12 protein-coding genes are annotated in these 18121 nt (G+C 69.8%); 9 read left to right on the forward strand and 3 right to left on the reverse strand.

The window, feature by feature from the left end:
- The first annotated feature begins 184 nt into the window (after positions 1 to 184).
- The 4 genes from ACWD4J_RS40575 to ACWD4J_RS40590 all read left to right on the forward strand — a co-directional run bounded on the left by ACWD4J_RS40575 (position 185) and on the right by ACWD4J_RS40590 (position 6269).
- Entirely contained in the window at positions 185 to 1582 is a 1398-nt protein-coding gene (locus tag ACWD4J_RS40575) for an ABC transporter substrate-binding protein (protein WP_451400573.1), read from the forward strand.
- A gap of 79 nt (positions 1583 to 1661) precedes the next feature.
- Positions 1662 to 2945, forward strand: coding sequence for a carbohydrate ABC transporter permease (locus ACWD4J_RS40580; protein WP_451400589.1), 1284 nt, complete (start codon positions 1662 to 1664; stop codon positions 2943 to 2945).
- The gene (locus tag ACWD4J_RS40585; protein WP_451400574.1) at positions 2942 to 3826 is read left to right on the forward strand and encodes a carbohydrate ABC transporter permease; all 885 of its coding nucleotides are present in this window, start codon (positions 2942 to 2944) and stop codon (positions 3824 to 3826) included. The genes ACWD4J_RS40580 and ACWD4J_RS40585 overlap by 4 nt, the downstream gene beginning before the upstream one ends.
- Positions 3827 to 4019: 193 nt before the next feature.
- Entirely contained in the window at positions 4020 to 6269 is a 2250-nt protein-coding gene (locus ACWD4J_RS40590; protein WP_451400575.1) for a bifunctional glycosyltransferase/CDP-glycerol:glycerophosphate glycerophosphotransferase, read from the forward strand.
- A 28-nt stretch (positions 6270 to 6297) separates the two neighbouring features.
- Here the strand turns inward: ACWD4J_RS40590 and ACWD4J_RS40595 are convergent, their stop codons facing one another.
- Together ACWD4J_RS40595 and ACWD4J_RS40600 are read right to left on the reverse strand one after the other, a co-directional pair.
- The gene (locus ACWD4J_RS40595; RefSeq protein ID WP_451400576.1) at positions 6298 to 7923 is read right to left on the reverse strand and encodes a glycosyltransferase family 2 protein; all 1626 of its coding nucleotides are present in this window, start codon (positions 7921 to 7923) and stop codon (positions 6298 to 6300) included.
- Complete coding sequence (locus ACWD4J_RS40600; RefSeq protein WP_451400590.1) at positions 7923 to 10139, reverse strand: CDP-glycerol glycerophosphotransferase family protein; 2217 nt, start codon at positions 10137 to 10139, stop codon at positions 7923 to 7925. The genes ACWD4J_RS40595 and ACWD4J_RS40600 overlap by 1 nt, the downstream gene beginning before the upstream one ends.
- Positions 10140 to 10507: 368 nt before the next feature.
- Between ACWD4J_RS40600 and ACWD4J_RS40605 the strand changes: the two genes are divergently transcribed.
- From ACWD4J_RS40605 to ACWD4J_RS40625, 5 genes are all read left to right on the forward strand, one after another.
- Positions 10508 to 12742: a bifunctional glycosyltransferase/CDP-glycerol:glycerophosphate glycerophosphotransferase gene (locus tag ACWD4J_RS40605; protein WP_451400577.1), complete on the forward strand. Its 2235-nt coding sequence runs from the start codon at positions 10508 to 10510 to the stop codon at positions 12740 to 12742.
- Positions 12743 to 12949: 207 nt separating this feature from the next.
- Entirely contained in the window at positions 12950 to 15247 is a 2298-nt protein-coding gene (locus tag ACWD4J_RS40610) for a bifunctional glycosyltransferase/CDP-glycerol:glycerophosphate glycerophosphotransferase (RefSeq protein WP_451400578.1), read from the forward strand.
- A complete protein-coding gene (locus tag ACWD4J_RS40615; RefSeq protein ID WP_451400579.1) occupies positions 15244 to 15951 on the forward strand; it encodes a class I SAM-dependent methyltransferase in 708 nt (235 codons plus the stop codon). Before ACWD4J_RS40610 ends, ACWD4J_RS40615 begins: the two co-directional genes overlap by 4 nt.
- A 7-nt stretch (positions 15952 to 15958) precedes the next feature.
- Positions 15959 to 16942, forward strand: a complete 984-nt coding sequence (locus tag ACWD4J_RS40620) for a glycosyltransferase family 2 protein (protein ID WP_451400580.1) — start codon at positions 15959 to 15961, stop codon at positions 16940 to 16942.
- A complete protein-coding gene (locus tag ACWD4J_RS40625) occupies positions 16939 to 17373 on the forward strand; it encodes a GtrA family protein (protein WP_451400581.1) in 435 nt (144 codons plus the stop codon). The genes ACWD4J_RS40620 and ACWD4J_RS40625 overlap by 4 nt, the downstream gene beginning before the upstream one ends.
- On the opposite strand, the gene ACWD4J_RS40630 is transcribed toward ACWD4J_RS40625, so the two are convergent.
- Positions 17331 to 18121: DUF6056 family protein (locus tag ACWD4J_RS40630; RefSeq protein ID WP_451400582.1), on the reverse strand; the 791-nt coding region annotated here is incomplete at its 5' end. The two genes, ACWD4J_RS40625 and ACWD4J_RS40630, sit on opposite strands and share 43 nt — an antisense overlap.

Here is an 18121-nt window from a genome sequence, read left to right on the forward strand (position 1 = left end):
GCATGTGAGGAGGTGCGCGGACGCCTCTCCCGACACATCCGCGTGGACGTCACGACCCCGTCACGATCGCCCGCACGACCGTGTAGGCGCTCTTGCCGGGCCTGAGCGGGCGGGCTAGACCAGAGCGCACGGGACAGGTCTCGCAAGCACTCGCGATGGCGCGAGGGAAGAGAACGGGGCAGTGATGCACAGCACTCTTCGTCAGCGGAAGGCGCACCGTACGCGTACGACAAGCAGGGCCGCACAGACCACAGCAGCCGTCCTCGCGGGCGCGCTCGCGCTCACTCTCACCGCGTGCGGCGGTGACGGCGGCAAGGACAAGAAGGCCACCGGCGGCTCCACCCAGGAGACCGGCTCCACCGTCACGCTCCCCAAGCTGAGCGGCGAATCCCTCTCGGTCGCCGCCGTGTGGACCGGCGCCGAGCAGGCCAACTTCAAAAAGGTCCTCGCGGAGTTCGAGAAGCGCACGGGCGCCAAGGTCACGTTCGTACCCGCCCAGGACCCGATCATCAACTTCATCGGTTCGAAGGTGGCGGGCGGTGCGCCGCCGGACATCGCGATGCTGCCGCAGCCCGGCGCCATCAAGCAGGCCGTCGACAAGGGCTGGGCCAAGCCCCTGAAGGCCGAGGCGCTGAAGGAGCTCGGCGAGAACTACTCGCAGGGCTGGCAGGACATCGGCAAGGTCGACGGCAAGCAGTACGGCGTCTATTACAAGGCCGCCAACAAGTCCCTGATCTGGTACAACGCCAAGGTCTTCGAGAACGCGGGAGCCTCCGAGCCGAAGACCTGGAAGGAACTGCTCAGCACCGCGCAGACGGTCTACGACTCGGGTGTCACACCGTTCTCGGTGGGCGGCGCGGAGGGCTGGACCCTCACCGACTGGTTCGAGAACATCTATCTCTCGCAGGCCGGCCCGGAGAAGTACGACCAGCTGGCCAAGCATGAGATCAAGTGGACGGACCCGTCCGTGAAGGACGCGCTGACCACGCTGGCCCAGGTCTGGGGCAAGAAGGACTATGTGGCGGGCGCCGCGAAGGGCGCGCTGCAGACGGACTTCCCGGCATCCGTGACGCAGGTCTTCACGGGCGGCGACCAGCCGAAGGCCGCCATGGTCTACGAGGGCGACTTCGCCCAGGTCAACATCGTGCAGGCCAAGGCGAAGGTCGGCACGGACGCGAAGGTGTTCCCGTTCCCGGCCGTGGGTGACAGCGCGCCCGTGGTCTCCGGCGGCGACGCGGCCGTGATCCTGAAGGACTCCAAGGCGGCGCAGGCGCTGGCCACCTTCCTGGCCTCCCCGGACGCGGCGACCATCCAGGCGAAGCTGGGCGGCTATCTCTCGCCGAACAAGAACGTGCAGAACTCGGCGTATCCGAACGCCGTGCAGCAGAAGATCGCCAAGGCCCTGATCGACTCGGGCGACGACTTCCGCTTCGACATGTCCGACCAGGCCCCGCAGGCCTTCGGCGGCACCCCCGGCAAGGGTGAGTGGAAGGCGCTGCAGGACTTCCTGAAGAACCCGACGGACATCGCGGGTACGCAGGCGACGCTGGAGGCGGACGCTGCGAAGGCGTACGGAGGCTGATCCGGCCATGTCGTCGGCAGCCGCGGGGGGCGTCGCCAAGAATCCGGCGACGCCGCCCGCTCCCCGTACGCGCAAGAGCGTGACCGGCACGCGCCGGACCGTGGCAGTTCTCTTCCTGCTGCCCGCCCTGGTGCTGCTGGGCGCGCTCGTGGTCTACCCGATCGGGTACTCGGTCGTGCGAAGTTTCTACGACCAGTCCGGCGACGGCTTCGCCGGATTCGACAACTACAAGGCCCTGTTCACCGACGACGGCATCCGCACCGCCCTGAAGAACAACATCATCTGGGTGGTGTTCGCGCCCACGATCGCCACGGCGCTCGGTCTGATCTTCGCGGTGCTGACCGAACGGGTGCGCTGGGGGACGGCGTTCAAGCTGGTCGTCTTCATGCCGATGGCGATCTCGATGCTGGCGGCGGGCATCATCTTCCGGCTGGTCTACGACCAGGACCCGGACAAGGGCTTGGCGAACGCGGTGTGGGTCGGCGTCCATGACACGTTCGCCGAGGCGTCTGCGTTCCCGAAGGCGCACCCGGGCCGCGAGTCGCCGCTCCAGTCCGCCGGGGGCGGCGCCTTCATCACCAAGGCGACCGTCCACACCGGCGAGACGGTCACCCTGCCCCTCGTCGGTGTCGCCCCCGACCAGATGCCGAGCGGCGCGAAGAACGCAAGTCCGCCGAAGGCCGAGCCGGGGAAGATCACCGGCACGACCTGGCAGGACTTCACGCGCGGCAAGGGCGTCGGCAAGCTGAACGGCGTCGACGCCTCCGAGCTGGGGTACGCCGGCATGAAGATCGAGGCGGTCAAGGACGGCAAGGTCGTGGCGTCCACGAAGGCCGCCGACGACGGCACGTTCACCCTGCCGGCCTCGGCCGACGGGGCCCGACTGCGGCTTCCGGCGAGCAACTTCAAGGAGCCGTACAACGGCCTGGACTGGCTCGGCCCGTCGCTGGTGACGCCGGCCATCATCGGGTCGTACATCTGGATGTGGGCCGGTTTCGCGATGGTCCTGATCGCGGCGGGGCTGGCCGGAGTCCCGCGTGAACTGCTGGAGGCGGCGCGGGTGGACGGCGCGAGCGAGTGGCAGGTGTTCCGCCGGATCACGGTGCCGCTGCTCGCGCCCGTGCTCGCGGTCGTCCTCGTCACACTGATGATCAACGTCCTGAAGATCTTCGACCTGGTCTTCATCATCCCGCCGGGCTCCTCGCAGGACGATGCGAACGTGCTGGCGCTGCAGCTGTACCGCTCGGCGTTCAACGACGACCAGCCCGGCGTCGCGAGCGCCATCGCGGTGTTGCTGCTGCTGCTCGTCGTACCGGTGATGCTGTTCAACATTCGGCGGCTGAGGCGGGAGGCAAGGCGATGAGCTCGACCTCGGCAGACGTCGTGAAGGCACAGCGGTCGCTCGGTTCGCGGATCGGGGAAGTCCTGAGCGGCAGCCTCGTCCGTGTCTTCCTGATCGTGGTCGGCCTCTTCTGGCTCGTGCCGACGATCGGGCTGCTGCTGTCCTCGCTGCGCACCCCGGCGGACATGAGCAGCAGCGGCTGGTGGAAGGTGCTCTCGCAGCCGTCCCAGATCACCTTCGACAGCTACCGGCGGCTGCTGGAGAACGACACGATCACAAGTTCGTTGCTCAACACCATCTGGATCACGGTCCCGGCGACCCTGCTGGTCGTGGTGATCGGCTCGCTCGCGGGCTACGCCTTCGCCTGGATGGAGTTCCCCGGCCGGGACTGGTGGTTCCTGCTGGTGGTGGGCCTGCTGGTGGTGCCGGTCCAGGTCGCGCTGCTGCCGATCGCCGAGCTCTTCGGCGACATCGGGATCTTCGGCTCCATCATCGGCGTGATCCTCTTCCATGTGGGGTTCGGGCTGCCGTTCGCCGTGTTCCTGCTGCGGAACTTCTTTGCGGAGATCCCACGGGAGCTGCTGGAGGCGGCGCGCCTGGACGGCGCGGGCGAACTGCGTCTGTTCGTCCGCGTCGTGATGCCGCTCGGCGGCCCCGCGATCGCCTCGCTCGGGATCTTCCAGTTCCTGTGGGTGTGGAACGACATGCTGGTCGCGCTGATCTTCGCCGACTCCGGCAGCCAGCCGATCACGGTCGCGCTGCAGACGCAGGTACGGCAGTTCGGCAACAACATCGACGTGCTGGCGCCCGGCGCCTTCATCTCGATGGTGATCCCGCTGGCGGTGTTCTTCGCGTTCCAGAAGCAGTTCGTTTCGGGGGTCATGGCCGGCGCCGTCAAGTAGCGCCGGACACCGGGTGATCGGGAGGGGCGGGCCGGCAGCACGGCCCGCCCCGGCCGCCTGCCCTCCCCCGCCGGCTGACGGCTGACGGCCGTCAGCCGCAATCCGATATCCCCCATATGCCACATCCCACGTAACCCGCTCAGTCCATCGCTCGTTTCCGGTCAATATGCCGTTGACGACCTATGGATGCGCCTTGCCCAGGTTCAGTGTGATCGTCCCCGTCCACAAGGTGCAGGCCTATCTGCACGAATGCCTTGAGTCCGTCCTGGAGCAGTCGTTCACGGACCTGGAACTGATCGCGGTCGACGACTGCTCCCCGGACGGCAGCGGCACGATCATCGACGAGTTCGCCGCCTCGGACCCGCGCGTGCAGGCCGTCCATCTGACGGAGAACGTGGGTCTCGGCCGGGCGCGCAACGCCGGTATGGAGCATGCGACCGGCGAGTATCTGATCTTCCTGGACAGCGACGACGTGCTCGCCCCCGACGCACTCCAGTCGGTCTCGGACCGGCTCAAGGCCACGGACGGTCCGGACGTTCTGGTCTTCGACTACGCGAGGACGTACTGGAACGGGGACACAGTCCGCAACCAGTTCGCGGCGGAGCTCACCGAGGAGGGCCCGCCCACCTTCCCCCTCGCGGACAGGCCGGGACTGCTGCGGGTCATGCACGTGGTGTGGAACAAGGCCTACCGCCGCGAATTCGTCGAGCGGGCGGGCTTCACCTTCGCGCCCGGCTACTACGAGGACGTCAGCTGGACCTATCCCGTGCTGCTGACCGCCGAATCGATCGCGGTGCTCGACCGGGTCTGCGTGTACTACCGGCAGCGCAGACAGGGTGCGATCACCTGCTCACCGGGCCGGCGGCACTTCGAGATCTTCGGCCAGTACGACCGCGTCTTCGCCTTTCTCGACGCGCACCCCGAACTGGCGCACTGGCGGCCCGCGGTCTTCGGGCGGATGCTCGACCACTTCACCACCGTGTTCCGGGCGCCAGGCCGGCTGCCGCGCGGCAGCCGCGCGGAGTTCCTGCGCCAGGCCCGCGCCTACAGCCGCCGCTACCGCTCCCCCGGGACCCCCGCCGCGGGGCGCTCCCGGATCCGGCACGCCCTGGTACGCCTGGGCGCGCATCGCACCTTCCGGGCGCTGTGGGCCCTGAGCGCCGTTCATCGCCGCTGCCGCCGTCTCTCGGCCGTCCTGTACCGGGTGCTCAGAGCCGGGGCGCTGCGGCTCCACTACCGCGTCCAGCTGTGCCTGCCGCTGCACGAGGACCACGCGGTGTTCTCCGCCTACTGGGGCCGCGGCTACAGCTGCAACCCAGCGGCGATCGAGGAGAAGGCCCGCGACATGGTGCCCGGCATCCGCACCTCCTGGATCGCGTACCCGGCACACCACAGCACCGTCCCCACGGCCGCCCGCCGCATCACCCCGGGAACGGCCGCGTACTGGACCGCCCTCGCCCGCTCCAAGTACCTCGTCAACAACGTCAATTTCGCCCGCAGGCTGGTCAAGCGCCGCGGCCAGGTGTTCGTACAGACGCAGCACGGCACTCCGCTCAAGCACATGGGTCTCGATCTGCAGGACCGCCCGGCCGCCGCCCGCGGCATGGACTTCGGGCAGCTGATGGCCAACGCCGACAAGTGGGACTACCTCGTGTCCGCCAACCGGCACTCCTCGCTCGTCTGGGAGCGTGTCTTCCCCTCCGGTTACACCACGCTCGAGTACGGCTATCCGCGCAACGACGTCTACCAGCGCGCGACCTCCGAGGACGTGGCCCGGATCCGCGAGACCCTCGGAATCCCCCGCGACTCCGTCGCGATCCTGTACGCGCCCACCCACCGGGACTACTGCCGCACCCAGCGCCACTCACTCGACCTGGAGCGTCTGCTGCGCACCCTCGGCCCCAGCTTCACGGTGCTGACCCGTGCCCACTACTTCTACGACAACCCCCTCGTGGGCAGGGGTTCGTCCCTGCTGATCGACGTCTCGGACCACCCGCGCATCGAATCCCTGTGCCTGGCGAGCGACGTGCTGGTCACAGACTTCTCGTCGCTGGTGTTCGACTACGCCAACCTGGACCGCCCGATCGTCGTGTACGCCGACGACTGGGAGGCCTACGAGGCGGCCCGCGGCACCTATGTCGATCTGAGGCAGTTCCCGCCCGGCGCGGTCGCGCAGAGCGAGGACGAGCTGATCGACGTCTTCGCCACCGGGGCATGGCGCAGCCCGCGCTCCGCCCAGCGGCGGGCCGCGTTCCGTGAGCGCTTCTGCGCGTACGACGACGGGCACGCCGCCGAACGGGTCGTTCGCCGTGTCTTCCTCGGCGAGACGGCGCACCTGCCGGCCTTCGTACCGCTGGCGGAGCGGCGGCCCGCGCCCTCGGCGGAGGCGCGCCGCACTCCCCTGGAGCTTCCGGCCACGCAGGAGGCAGAGGCCACGGCCTGATCGCGACGCCTCGGCCCCGCCACCGCGGTCAGCCCGTCAGGGCTCTGACCCGCTTGGCCGCCCGCTGGGCGATCGGGCGCAGGAGCCGCCGGGCCGTGCCCGGCCGCCAGCGCAACTGGAGGCGTCCGGCGTTGCAGCCCTCCGGTTCGACCGTGATGTGGTGGCCTCCCGGCCCCTGAAGTTCCAAGGACGGGAGATCCAGCGGGGCCAGCAGCACCCCGGTGTTGCCGAGCGTCCGGTCGGTGAGCTCGAGCACCGGGTGGCGTACGCCCTGGAAACCCCACACCGGCAGCGACGCACGGGCGAGATCCAGCCGGACCGAGCCCTCGAACACGCCGGGCCGCACCAGGTCCATCCGGAACCGAGCGGTCGTCCGCCGCCCCGCCGGGGAGAGATGAACGCTCGCGACCTGCGGAGCGAGCGGAAGCCGCCGCGCCGGATCGTACGTCCGGACGTCCAGGTCGACCGAGGCGCCCGGCCCCCGTGTGATCCGCACGATCTCGTGCCGGAAGAGCGCCCCGGGGAACGGGCAGGTACCCGGGTGGAGCCCTGACACGTCCAGTTCACGGCGCGCCGTCCCGGACGAGGGCAGGACTCCGCCCCAGTACGCGTGTCCGTCCTGGTCCGTGACGATCTCGCGCGGCGCGACCCGGTGCGCGACGTCCCGTGCGGCCTCCCTGGCCTCCTCGTACCGGCCGTCGCACAGCAGCCCGGCCACGACGCGTTCGGCGCGCGGCAGCCGGGCGAAGGCGCGGGGGGACAGCCGTTGCAGGTAGGGCACCGTCTCGGCGGCGAACTCCGCGATCCACTCCGGCTCGCGGTGCGGGAGATCCATCAGGTACATGCGAAAGTCGTGTTTGAGGAACTTGTACTCCTTCTCCTCCTTGAGCCTCTCGCTGCCGCCGTGCTCCGCGAGGAACGCGTCGACCAGCCGGGCGGCCTTGACCCGGTCCCGGACATTGCCGATCCGATGGCGCTGGTTCGAGATGGAGGCGCTGGACGCGGCGGCGCGGGGATCGATGTACCAGCGGTAGACGGGTTCGGTGATGATCGTGAAGGCGCGGGCGAGGGTGTACGCCTGGGCGGAGAAGAGCTGGTCCTCGTAGTGGATGCCCTCCGGGAAGCGCATGCCGTGCCGGTCCAGGAAGTCCTTGCGGTACATCTTGCTGGTCGACAGGTGCTCGAACAGCAGGCCCGGCTCGGCCTCGATCCCGGGAACGGTGCGCCGCCGGCCGACCAGATGCGGCATCCACAGGCCCCGACGGCCCGTGTCCACGCGGATGCGCTCCACCGCGCCCATCGCGAAGTCGATCTCCCGTTCCCGGTGAGCGGCCAGCAGCAGCGCACAGGCGTCCGGGGGCAGTTCGTCGTCGCTGTCGAGGAACATCAGACGGGGTGCGCGGGCGATGTCGATGGCCCGGTTGCGGGGAGCGCTGCATCCTCCGCTGTTCTCCTCGAGCCGCAGATACGTGATCCGGTCGTCCTTGGCGGCGAGTGCGCGGGCCACGTCCGGTGTGTCGTCGGTGGAGTGGTCGTCGCTGATGACGATCTCGATGTTCCGGTGGGTCTGGGCCCGTACGGAGGCGACGGCCCGCGGCAGCCGCTCGGCGTCGTTGTAGACGATGACGGTCACGGTCACATCAGGGGTCGTCATCAGCGGGCCGCCTCCTGCGGGGTGGGTGCGGGCGTGCGCCGCTCCAGGGGCACGACGGGTGACAGGCTCGTCTCGCCCTCGCCGAGAAAGACCCGGCGTACGACGCGCTCGGCGGCGCGCCCGTCGTCGTACTCGCAGAAGCGGCGGCGGAAGTCCCGGCGCTGTGTGGCGGCGGCCTCGTCGCACCACGCGCCGGTGGTCAGGATCCCGGCCAGTTCGCTCTCGGTGCGGGCGACCGGTCCCGGCGCCTCGGCCGGCAGGTCGAAGTAGACGCCGCGGATCCTGGTGTAGGTGTCCCAGTCGTCGGCGAAGACGACGATGGGGCGGTCGAGGTTGGCGTAGTCGAACATGATCGACGAGTAGTCGGTGATCAGTGCGTCGGCGGCGAGGGCCAGTTCCTCGACGGGGTCGTAGCCGGAGACGTCGAGGACGTGGGCGCGTACCTCCTCCGGAAGCGGGCTGTCGTAGAAGTAGTGGCCGCGGATCAGCAGGACGGTGTCCTCGCCCAGCCGCTCGGCGAGCGCCGCGAGGTCGATGCGCGGGGTCCAGCGGGATTCGTAGTCGCGATGGGTGGGCGCGTAGAGGAGTGCCCGCTGGCCGGGGCGGATGCCGAGCTTCGCACGGGCGGCCAGGACATCGTCGGCGGTGGCCCGGTAGAAGATGTCGTTGCGCGGATAGCCGTAGTCGAGCGAGACGTACTCCGACGGATAGGCGCGTTCCCACGTCTGAGTGGAGTGGCTGTTGGCGGAGAGGCTGTAGTCCCAGCGGTCCACACGTTCGAGGAGGGTACGGAAGTCCAGGCCCTGAGCGGCGGCGGGGAAGTCCCGCTGGTCCAGGCCCATGCGTTTGAGGGGGGTTCCGTGATGGGTCTGGAGATGGACCGAGCCCGGCCGCTTGGCCACCGCATTGGGGAAGTTGACGTTGTTGACGAGGTACTTGGCACGCGCCAGGACCTCACGGTAACGGGCGGTGCCCGGGACGACGTAGTCCGTGCCGGGCGGCAGCAGCGGTACGTAAGGGCGCTCGACGACCCATACCCGGCGGATCTCCGGGGCGCGTACGGCGAGTTCGGCGGCGATGGCGGCCGGGTTGCAGGAGACGCCACGGCCCCAGTACGCGGAGAAGACGGCCAGATCCTGATGGAGCGGGCGGTTCAGGGCCCGGCGGTAGCGGCGGCGGGCGCGCCAGTCGCCTGCCGTCCGCCGGTACTTCTTCGCCGTGGCCTCGAGGTCGTGCTGCCGCTCGCCCACGGCCTGCAGGAGCCGGTAGCGCAGCCGGGCGTTCCGCCCGAGCAGCTCGTGCCGAAAACCAGCGAGCCCGCCGGGGCGGCGGTGCCCCTCGGGCCGGAAGCGCCGGGTGTGCTCGGCCGCCCGGCGGAAGAACTCGGGCACGTGCTCGGCCGGGATCTCGTCCCGGCGGGCCAGCGCGGCCAGATAGTCGCCGACCATCCGGTCGTAGAGCAACGCCCGGGCGCCCGCGGGCGCCTGCCGGAGGGCCGGCAGCTGGTGCACCCGCTCGTACTGGTGGAGGACGGCGACGTGATCCCGGTCGGTGCCCGGCCGTGGCCGCTCGTCCCTGTCTCTGCGGTGCACGAGGGCGACACGGTCGTAGCAGGCGATGCGGTCGGCCAGCAGCGTCGTGGCGTACGAGAGGAACAGCTCGTCGTGGCCGTCGGCGGAGAACAGCTCGGTGTGGTCGGCGAAGAGCCGGGCGCTGATCAGCCGGTTGCCGAGGAGCGGGGCGACGGTGACGAGGGCGGGGCAGTCGGCCAGTGCGATGGGGGTGTGCCCGGCCTCGGCGAGGATCGCGGTGTCGCCGCCGGGGACGGACCCGTCCCACCAGTGGGCCTGGTGGTGGTCGAGGAGGACGACATCGGGCGCGGCGTCGAGGCCGCGGATCCAGCGGGCGAGGGCGTCCGTCGCGCCGGAGGGCAGCCAGTCGGCGCTGTGCAGGAACTGGAGATGGCGGCCGGTGGCCGCACGGGCTCCGGCCGCGCGGGCCGCGGCTGGTGATGTGCCGGCCGGGAGCGGGACCACGGTGACACGTGGATCGCGTGCCGCGAGGTCCTCGGCCACCGAGCGCGTGGAGGCGGCGTCGGCGGCGACGGTCACGACGATGTCGAGATCCGGGTGCGCCTGCGTGGAGACGCTCTCCAGGCAGGCACGGAACCGGCCGAGGGGGCCCCGGCCGGACACGATGACGCTGAGGTCGGTCATGACGGTCATGGCGGTCATACGGGAAGGCGTTCCTTGCGACGGGAGCGGTCTCGGCGGGCAGGGCGTGCGATATCGGCTGCGTTGGCCTGCGAACACCGTCACCGATTCGAGAATGCACGGGACGAAAAGTCCGCACGGCAGACTGGAAAAAGGTACAGCGCAGCCGGAGAAACCCGGCGAGCCGATAAACACACGTATGCCGAAAGGTGGATTGTTGCGCAGCAACTCGCACCGGACCTGTTGTTCCCCGGCTCACCCGAATGGCCCACAGCGGACGTAATCCACGGGGTGAACGCCTCGTTTCCCACCTGTCCTGCTTTTCCCGTCCCTGCGCAGGCCCGAGGGGTACCGCAGAGAGGATCCGATCCTTGCCTCGTCTGAGCGTCATCGTCCCCGTCTACAACGTCCAGGGCTATCTCGCCGAGTGCCTCGACTCCGTCCTCGGCCAGTCCTTCACCGACATCGAAGTCATCGCAGTCGACGACTGCTCGCCGGACCATTCCGGCACGATCCTCGACGAGTACGCAGCCCGGGACCCACGGATCCGGGTGATCCACCTTCCCGAGAACGGCGGGCTCGGCAGGGCCCGGAACACGGGCGTGGCCCAGGCGACCGGTGACTACCTGCTGTTCATCGACAGCGACGACACCTACCCACCGGGCTCGCTGCGCGCCATCACCGAACGGCTGGCGTTGACCGACGACCCCGATGTGCTGGTGTTCGACCACGCGCGGACGTCCTGGAAGGGCCGGGGCGGCAGAAGCACCACCCGGGATCTCCTCGAGTCCGCCGGCGCCGCGACATTCAACGTCTCCGAGCGCCCGGAATTCCTCCACCTCTTTCTGATCGCCTGCAACAAGGCGTTCCGCCGCGAGTTCTTCGTCCGGCACGGCTTCGCCTTCGCGCCCGGCCTGTACGAGGACGCCCCCGTCAGCTACCAGGTGATGATCCGCGCCGAACGCATCGCCTGCCTTCCCCGGGTGTGTTATGAATACCGGCGCCGCGAGGGCGCGATCACGCACACCCCGGGCCGCAGGCATTTCGACATCTTCGACCAGTACACCCGGCTTTTCGAGTACGTCGAACGCCATCCGGAGCTGCAGCCCATGCGCTCCGCGCTGTTCGAGCGGGCGATCAACCATTTTCTGGTGACCCTTCCGGTCACCGATCGCGTACATCCGGAGGACAGGCCCGCCTTCCACCGAAGCATCGCCGCGTTCTACCGGCGCCATGTCCCCACGGGTTTCACGCCGCCCGACGACAGTCTGCGCACCCAGTTCCGGCTCCTGGCGGCGCGGGCCCCGTACCCCGTCTTCAACGCCGTCGTGCAGGCAGGGGCCCGGCGCGCCGAGGCCGCCCGCGCGGTGCGGAAGTCCGCGGGTGCCAAGGTGCGGCGCGTCTCCTCGCGGATCGCACACACGCGTCCGCTCGATCCCCGGCTCGCCGTCTACGGGTCCTTCGGGCTCGGCGGTGCGTTCGCCGACCCGGCCGCCATCCACGCCAAGGCCGTCGAGCTGGCGCCCCACATCCGCGGGGTGTGGGTGGTGCGCCCGGGCGCCGAGGGGCACGTGCCGAAGGGGGCGGAGTACGTGGTGCTCGGATCCCGTGCGTACGACCGGGTGATGGCCCGCGCGACGTACTTCTTCAACAACCGGAACTGGCCCTACGCCCTGGGCAAGCGGCCCGGCACGGTCCATGTGCAGACCCATCAGGGCACCCCGCTCAAGCACATGGGCACCGACCTGCTCGCACGGCCCGAGGTCGTGCCGGGCAACCGGGTGCCGGCCATGCTGCGCCGGTCCGACCACTGGGACTACAGCCTGGTCGCCGGCCGGTATGCACAGCGGATCTGGGACCGCGCCTACCCCTGCCGCTTCACCTCCCTGCCGACGGGCAGCCCGCGCAACGACGCCCTGGTGCGGCCGGCTCCCCTGCGCGCCGTGGACGTCCGCCGGCGGCTCGGCATCCCGTCCGGCACCACCGTGGTCCTCTACGCCCCGACCCAGCGGGACTACCGCAGGCGCTACGTGCCGCGCGTGGACCTCGAAGCCCTCGCTCGCGGGCTCGGCTCCGCCTTCACCCTGCTGGTGCGCCTGCACCCCACGTACCAGCGGGATCCCGCGCGCGAGCGCGAACTGCTCGACCTTCAGGAGCGCGGTCTCGTCATCGACGTGAGTCACGAACCGTCGGCCCCGAAGATCGAGGACCTCATGCTCGCCTCCCAGGTCCTCGTCACGGACTACTCGTCCCTGCTGTTCGACTACGCCCTCCTGGACCGCCCGGTCGTCGTCCACGCCGACGACTGGGAGACGTACCAGGCGACCCGCGGCATGTACTTCGACGTACGGGAGCAGCCGCCCGGCCATGTGACCACGTCCACGGGGCAGTTGACCGACCTGCTGGCCTCCGGCGCCTGGCGTGACGACGACACCGCCGTGGACCGTGCCGCCTTCCGTGCCCGCTTCTGCGACTACGAGGACGGGCGCGCCGCCGAACGCGTCGTGCGCCACATCCTGCTGGGCGAGGACCTGCTCCCGTACGCGGCGTCCCGGGGGCCGGCCGGCCCTGGACGGCACACGTCCACCCTGTCGGCGGTCCGCTGACCGGAGGACGGCCCGGCGCAGCGCGTTCTGCCCGGCGCGCCCCTCCCCCGAACGCGCTCCCCCGGATGCCGCGCCTCGCGTAACCGGGCCACCGGCCCGCCGTTCATGCGTAGTACCCCGAGGCCGGCCAGGCATGAGAGGTCAGTCCCCCGGCCGTCAGGCTTCTCCGGCTGCTGGATGTGCGAATCACCACGGAAAGAGGCTGCTGTGCCACGCTTCACCGTCATCGTCCCGACCCATGGCGTACCGGGGCAGCTGTCCGACTGCCTCAGCTCGGTGCTCGACCAGACCTTCGGTGACTTCGAGCTGATCGCTGTCGTGTCGGAGCCCGACGGGGTATGCGCCCCGATCGTCGGCACATACGGAGACCGGGACTCCCGTGTGAGGACGGTGCACTCACCGGCCGACGGAGGACTGCCCGCCGCACGCAACGCCGGAATCGCCGCCGCCCAGGGCGAGTACCTGGTCTTTCTGGACGGTGACGACACCCTCGTACCGGACGCGCTGCGGACCGTCGGCATACGGCTGGACGCCACGGGGGATCCCGATCTGCTGGTCTTCGACCATGAGCGGGTGCACTGGCTGGGCGGTGGTCAGGGTCCCGTGCTCGAACACCTGCTGGCCGGCGCTCCGCAGGAGGCGTTCAGCCTGGCGCGGCACCGGGCCCTGCCCGATCCGCTGATCCCGGCGTGGAGCGCCGCCTACCGGCGCGACTTCGTCACCCGGCACGAACTGGCCTTCCCGCCCGGAATGTTCACGGACCGGGCATGGAGTGTGCTGGCCGCGCTGCACGCGGACCGGATCGCCGTTCTCGACCGTGTGTGCGTCCGGCACCTGGTGCGCCGCCAGGGCGCCAGGCCCTCCATCGCGGGCATCCACCATCTGGATCTGCTCGACCAGTTCGAGCGGGTGATGCAGCAGGCCGGTGAGCTGAAACCGCCGCCGGAGGTGCTCGACGCGGTGTTCCACCGGCTCGTCCAGGAGATCCTCAAGACGGCCGCCCATCCAGGACGGCTGCCTTCCGGTGCGCTGCGCCGGCGCTTCTTCGGCCGTGCCGCTCGTCTCTACCGGCTGCACAGGCCGAAGGACCTCCGGCTGCCCGGCGGCTCGCTCGGGGTGCAGCACAGGCTGCTGGCAGCCGGGGCGTACACCGCTTTTCACGCGATGCGCCGGATGCACCATTCGGGGACGCTGCCCACGGTGGCCAGGACCGGCCGGAAGCGCGGCGCCGGGAAGGAGGATCCCCACTCGCTCCTGTACCAGTCGTATCTCAAGCAGCCGGTCGACGAGAACCTCGCGGTCTTCTCCGCCTACTGGGGCCGCGGCTACGCATGCAACCCGGCGGCCGTCCACGCGGCGGCGGCCCGCCTCGCGCCCCACCTCGACCTGGTGTTCCTCGTCTCCGAGAAGTCCTTGCCGCACATGCCGGACGGCGTGGAGTGCGCCGTGATCGGGACGCCCCGGTACTGGGAGGTCATGGCCCGCGCCAAGTACGCGATCAACAACGTCAACTTCGAGCAGGCCGTGTGCAAGCGGCCCGGCACCGTGCACCTCCAGACGCAGCACGGCACCCCGCTCAAACGCATGGGTCTGGAGACCTCCGACTATCCGGCGGCCTCCTCGTCGGTCAGCAACCACCAGAACATGCTCCGCCGCGTGGCCCGCTGGGACTTCAATCTCTCGTCGAACCGGCACTCCACCGAGATCTGGGAGCGCGCGTTCCCGGGCCGTTACGAGACCCTCGAGTACGGTTATCCGCGCAACGACGCCTTCTACACCGCGACGCTCGACGACGTGCGGCGGGTACGGCGCCGGCTCGGCGTCCCCGACGACCGCGTGGCCGTGCTGTACGCCCCCACGTTCCGGGACTACCGCAGCAGCTTCGACGCCCGGCTCGACCTCGCGTCGTTCTGCGACGAGCTGGCTGACGAGTTCGTCGTCCTGCTGCGCGCCCACCACTCCCACGAGGGCCTGGACGTGTGCCGGGAGGCCATCGACTCGGGGAAGCTGATCGACCTGACCGGGCATCGTTCGCCCGAGGAGGTCTGCCTCGCCGCGGACGCCCTGATCACCGACTATTCGTCGATCATGTTCGACTACGCCAACCTGGACCGGCCGCTGGTGGTCTTCGCCCCCGACTGGGACGTGTACCGCGACACCCGGGGCGTGTACTTCGACCTCCTCACGGCGCCGCCGGGCCCTGCCGCCCGGGACCAGCGGGAGCTCACGGAGATCTTCCGCAGCGGAGAGTGGGCCGGTGAACGGTCGGCCCGGCTGCGCACCGCTTTCCGGGAGCGGTTCTGCGAGTTCGACGACGGCCGGGCCGCGGAGCGGGTGGTGCGCCGTGTCCTGCTGGGCGAGCCGCCCGAAGCCGTCCCGCCCGTCGTACCGCTGCACCAGCGCACCCCCGCGCCTTCGGCGGGGCCGGTCCCCGTACCGGTCCTGGGAGGTCCCGCTGTCCTGACTCCCCGCAACCCCGACCGGAAGGACCGAATTCTGCAATGAGGATTCCGCGCCAGATGGCCCTCAGCATCAACTACGGGCTCGACCAGTGGGTGCCCCCGGCCATCCGGGACGCCAGGTGGTTCATGCGTCCTGCGATGAAGGTCCTGTTCCGCGACCGGACGGACGACTTCGCCACGTTCAAGGACAAGGCATTCGGGCTCACCGCACAGGAGTTCTCCGATGTGTACCGTCGAGTGGCGCCCGTCGTCATCGACCGCGAGACCGACCTGAATCGCGCATGCACACAGCGGATCCGCAACGCCGTCGCCGGCACCACGGTGCTCGAGGCGGGTGCCGGCCGCGGCTATCTCTCGGGGCTGCTCAGCGAGCGGTTCGAGGTCACCGCGACGGACATCATCGTCTCCGACGAGGTGCGCGAGCGTTACCCTCGCGTCTCCTTCCAGGAGGCCAATGTCGAGTCGCTGCCGTTCGACGACGACTCGTTCGACACGGTGGTCTGCACCCACACCCTGGAGCATGTGCAGGACCTGCCCGCCGCCCTGCGTGAGCTGCGGCGCGTCGCCAGGCGGCGGCTGATCATCGTCGTGCCGCGGCAACGCCCTTACCGGCACAGCTTCGACCTGCACATCCACTTCTTCCCGTACGCCTGGTCGTTGCAGTCGCAGTTCGGATACCGGGCGGGTGCCCGGGTCGAGCTGCTCGGCGACTGGTTCTACGTCGAGGACAGCCCCTCGAGTCAGTGAGGCGATCATGACCGAACTCTCCGTCATCGTCCCCTGCTACAACGAGGACGAGGTGATCGGACGCTTCCACAGCGCCGCACTGAAGGAACTCGAGGGCCTCGGCATCGACTTCGAGATCTGCTACGTCGATGACGGGAGCCGGGACGCCACCCGTCTTCATCTGCGAGAGTTCGCCCGTCTCGACAAACGCGTGCGCTATCTGTCCTTCAGCCGCAACTTCGGCAAGGAGGCGGCGATCCTCGCCGGTCTGCGCACCTGCAGCGGCGACGCCGCGGTCCTGATGGACGCGGACCTCCAGCATCCGCCCTCGCTGATCGGCAAGATGCTGGAACTGCACCGGCAGGGTTACGACCAGGTGGTCGCGCAGCGGGACCGCGAGGGCGACGGGTTCGTGCGGACGCTGTTCAGCAAGGCGTACTACCGGCTGATGCGGCACTCCGCCGATGTCCAGCTCACCGACGGGCAGGGCGACTTCAGGCTGCTGTCCCGGCATGCGGTGCAGGCTGTGATCTCGCTCCCGGAGAGCAACCGCTTCTCCAAGGGCATCTTCTCCTGGATCGGCTTCGACACCGCCTCGTTCTCGTACAAGAACGTCGAGCGTGCGGCGGGCCGCTCCAAATGGGGCGGCCGGCGGCTGCTCAACTACGGCATCGACGGTCTGCTGTCCTTCAACAGCAGACCGCTCCGCCTGGTCATCCATCTCGGGATGTGGCTGTTCCTGGCGGCGCTCGGCCATACGGCGTGGATCTCCATCAGCACCCTGGTGACCGGTGTCCGCACGCCCGGCTACGCGACGCTGATCGCGGCCATCACCGGACTCAGCGGGATCCAGCTCGCGACGCTGGGTGTCATCGGGGAGTACGTGGGCCGTATCTACAGCGAGAGCAAGCACCGCCCGCACTATGTGCTGCGCGAGGCGAGCGACCTGCAGGTGCCGGCCGGTGTGCCGACGCCCGGCCGCCCGCGCAGGGAAGTGGGCAGGCCGAGGTGAGGACCCGTCCGGTCGTCAGGCAGTTCGCCGGCTTCGCCGTGATCGGTGTGGTGAACACGTCGGTGTACTGCGGGGTGTTCCGGCTGGCGAACGTCCGGCTCCACTACCTCGCGGCGTACGGGGTGAGCTTCGTCGCCACGGTCGCGGTGTCGTTCGTGCTGAACTGCTTGATCACCTATCGGGTCCGGCCGACCTTGCGCGGAGCCTTCCGGTTTCCCCTGTCGAGCCTGTTCAACCTGGTGGCCGCGGGTTCCACCCTGCAGCTGGGCGTCACCGTGTTCCACCTCAGCGAGGACCTCGCCGCACTGATCGGCGGGGTCCTCGTCACACCGCTGTCGTTCCTGCTGTCACGCTGGGCGCTGCTGCCGAAGGCGGCCCGCCGGGCGCGTCAGGGGAGCACCGACGACCGGGTGATGGTGTCGACCCGGTAGTAGCGCGCCGTGCAGGGCCGGACCCAGTCCCAGTAGGCCCCCAGCTGGAGCGGCTCCCGCAGCCCCTGGATGGGCAGCGGCTTGTACGGCAGGCTGGTGGCCCCAGCGGCCGCCTGCCGCCGCAGCGATGCGTCCTGCCGGTCCCACTGCGCGGCTCGCACCCGCATCTCCTTGCCCAGCCCGTACAACGGCGGGACCAGACCCGCCACGGCGACCGCGCAGACGGCCAGCGCGCAGACGGCCGCCAGCCCCGCCCTCCGCTTGCCGCCGCCGCCCCGGTTCGCCCGCGCCCGGACGGCCCGCCCGAGCAGCACCCCGTAGACCACGAACAGCAGGATGAACAGCAGCAGATAGTCGTTCCGGATCCGCACCGAGTAGGGGGTGTAGTCGCCGAAATACGTCACGATCGGGACGGTCGCGCCGTACCCCGACAGCAGGAACACGGCCCCGGACAGCGGCACGAGGAGCCTGGGGCGGACGGAGGCGAAGGCCGTGCAGCCCCCGCCGGCCGCGAGCAGCCCGATCAACACCCCGAGCGCGAGCGCCGCCACGTAACTCCAGGTCACCAGGACCTTGGCCAGGATCGCCACCCAGTAGTGCAGCGCGTCCCATACGGACTCGGCCCCGATGGGGGCCTTCCCGGCTCGTCGGCGCAGCCCAGGTGAGGTCAGGAGCACGGCCGTGCCGGCGGCGACACCCCCGAGCCCGCACAGCGCCCACGTGACGGCATACGAACGCACATGCCCGG

This window comes from Streptomyces sp. NPDC002577 (assembly GCF_053594815.1).

What these genes read in the sequence shown, in the direction of transcription:
- ACWD4J_RS40620 (WP_451400580.1), top strand. Translation starts at nt 15,959, where the DNA reads ATGACCGAACTCTCCGTCATCGTCCCCTGCTACAACGAGGACGAGGTG.
- ACWD4J_RS40575 (WP_451400573.1), top strand. Translation starts at nt 185, where the DNA reads ATGCACAGCACTCTTCGTCAGCGGAAGGCGCACCGTACGCGTACGACA.
- ACWD4J_RS40615 (WP_451400579.1), top strand. Translation starts at nt 15,244, where the DNA reads ATGAGGATTCCGCGCCAGATGGCCCTCAGCATCAACTACGGGCTCGAC.
- ACWD4J_RS40600 (WP_451400590.1), bottom strand. Translation starts at nt 10,139, where the DNA reads ATGACCGACCTCAGCGTCATCGTGTCCGGCCGGGGCCCCCTCGGCCGG.
- ACWD4J_RS40585 (WP_451400574.1), top strand. Translation starts at nt 2,942, where the DNA reads ATGAGCTCGACCTCGGCAGACGTCGTGAAGGCACAGCGGTCGCTCGGT.
- ACWD4J_RS40595 (WP_451400576.1), bottom strand. Translation starts at nt 7,923, where the DNA reads ATGACGACCCCTGATGTGACCGTGACCGTCATCGTCTACAACGACGCC.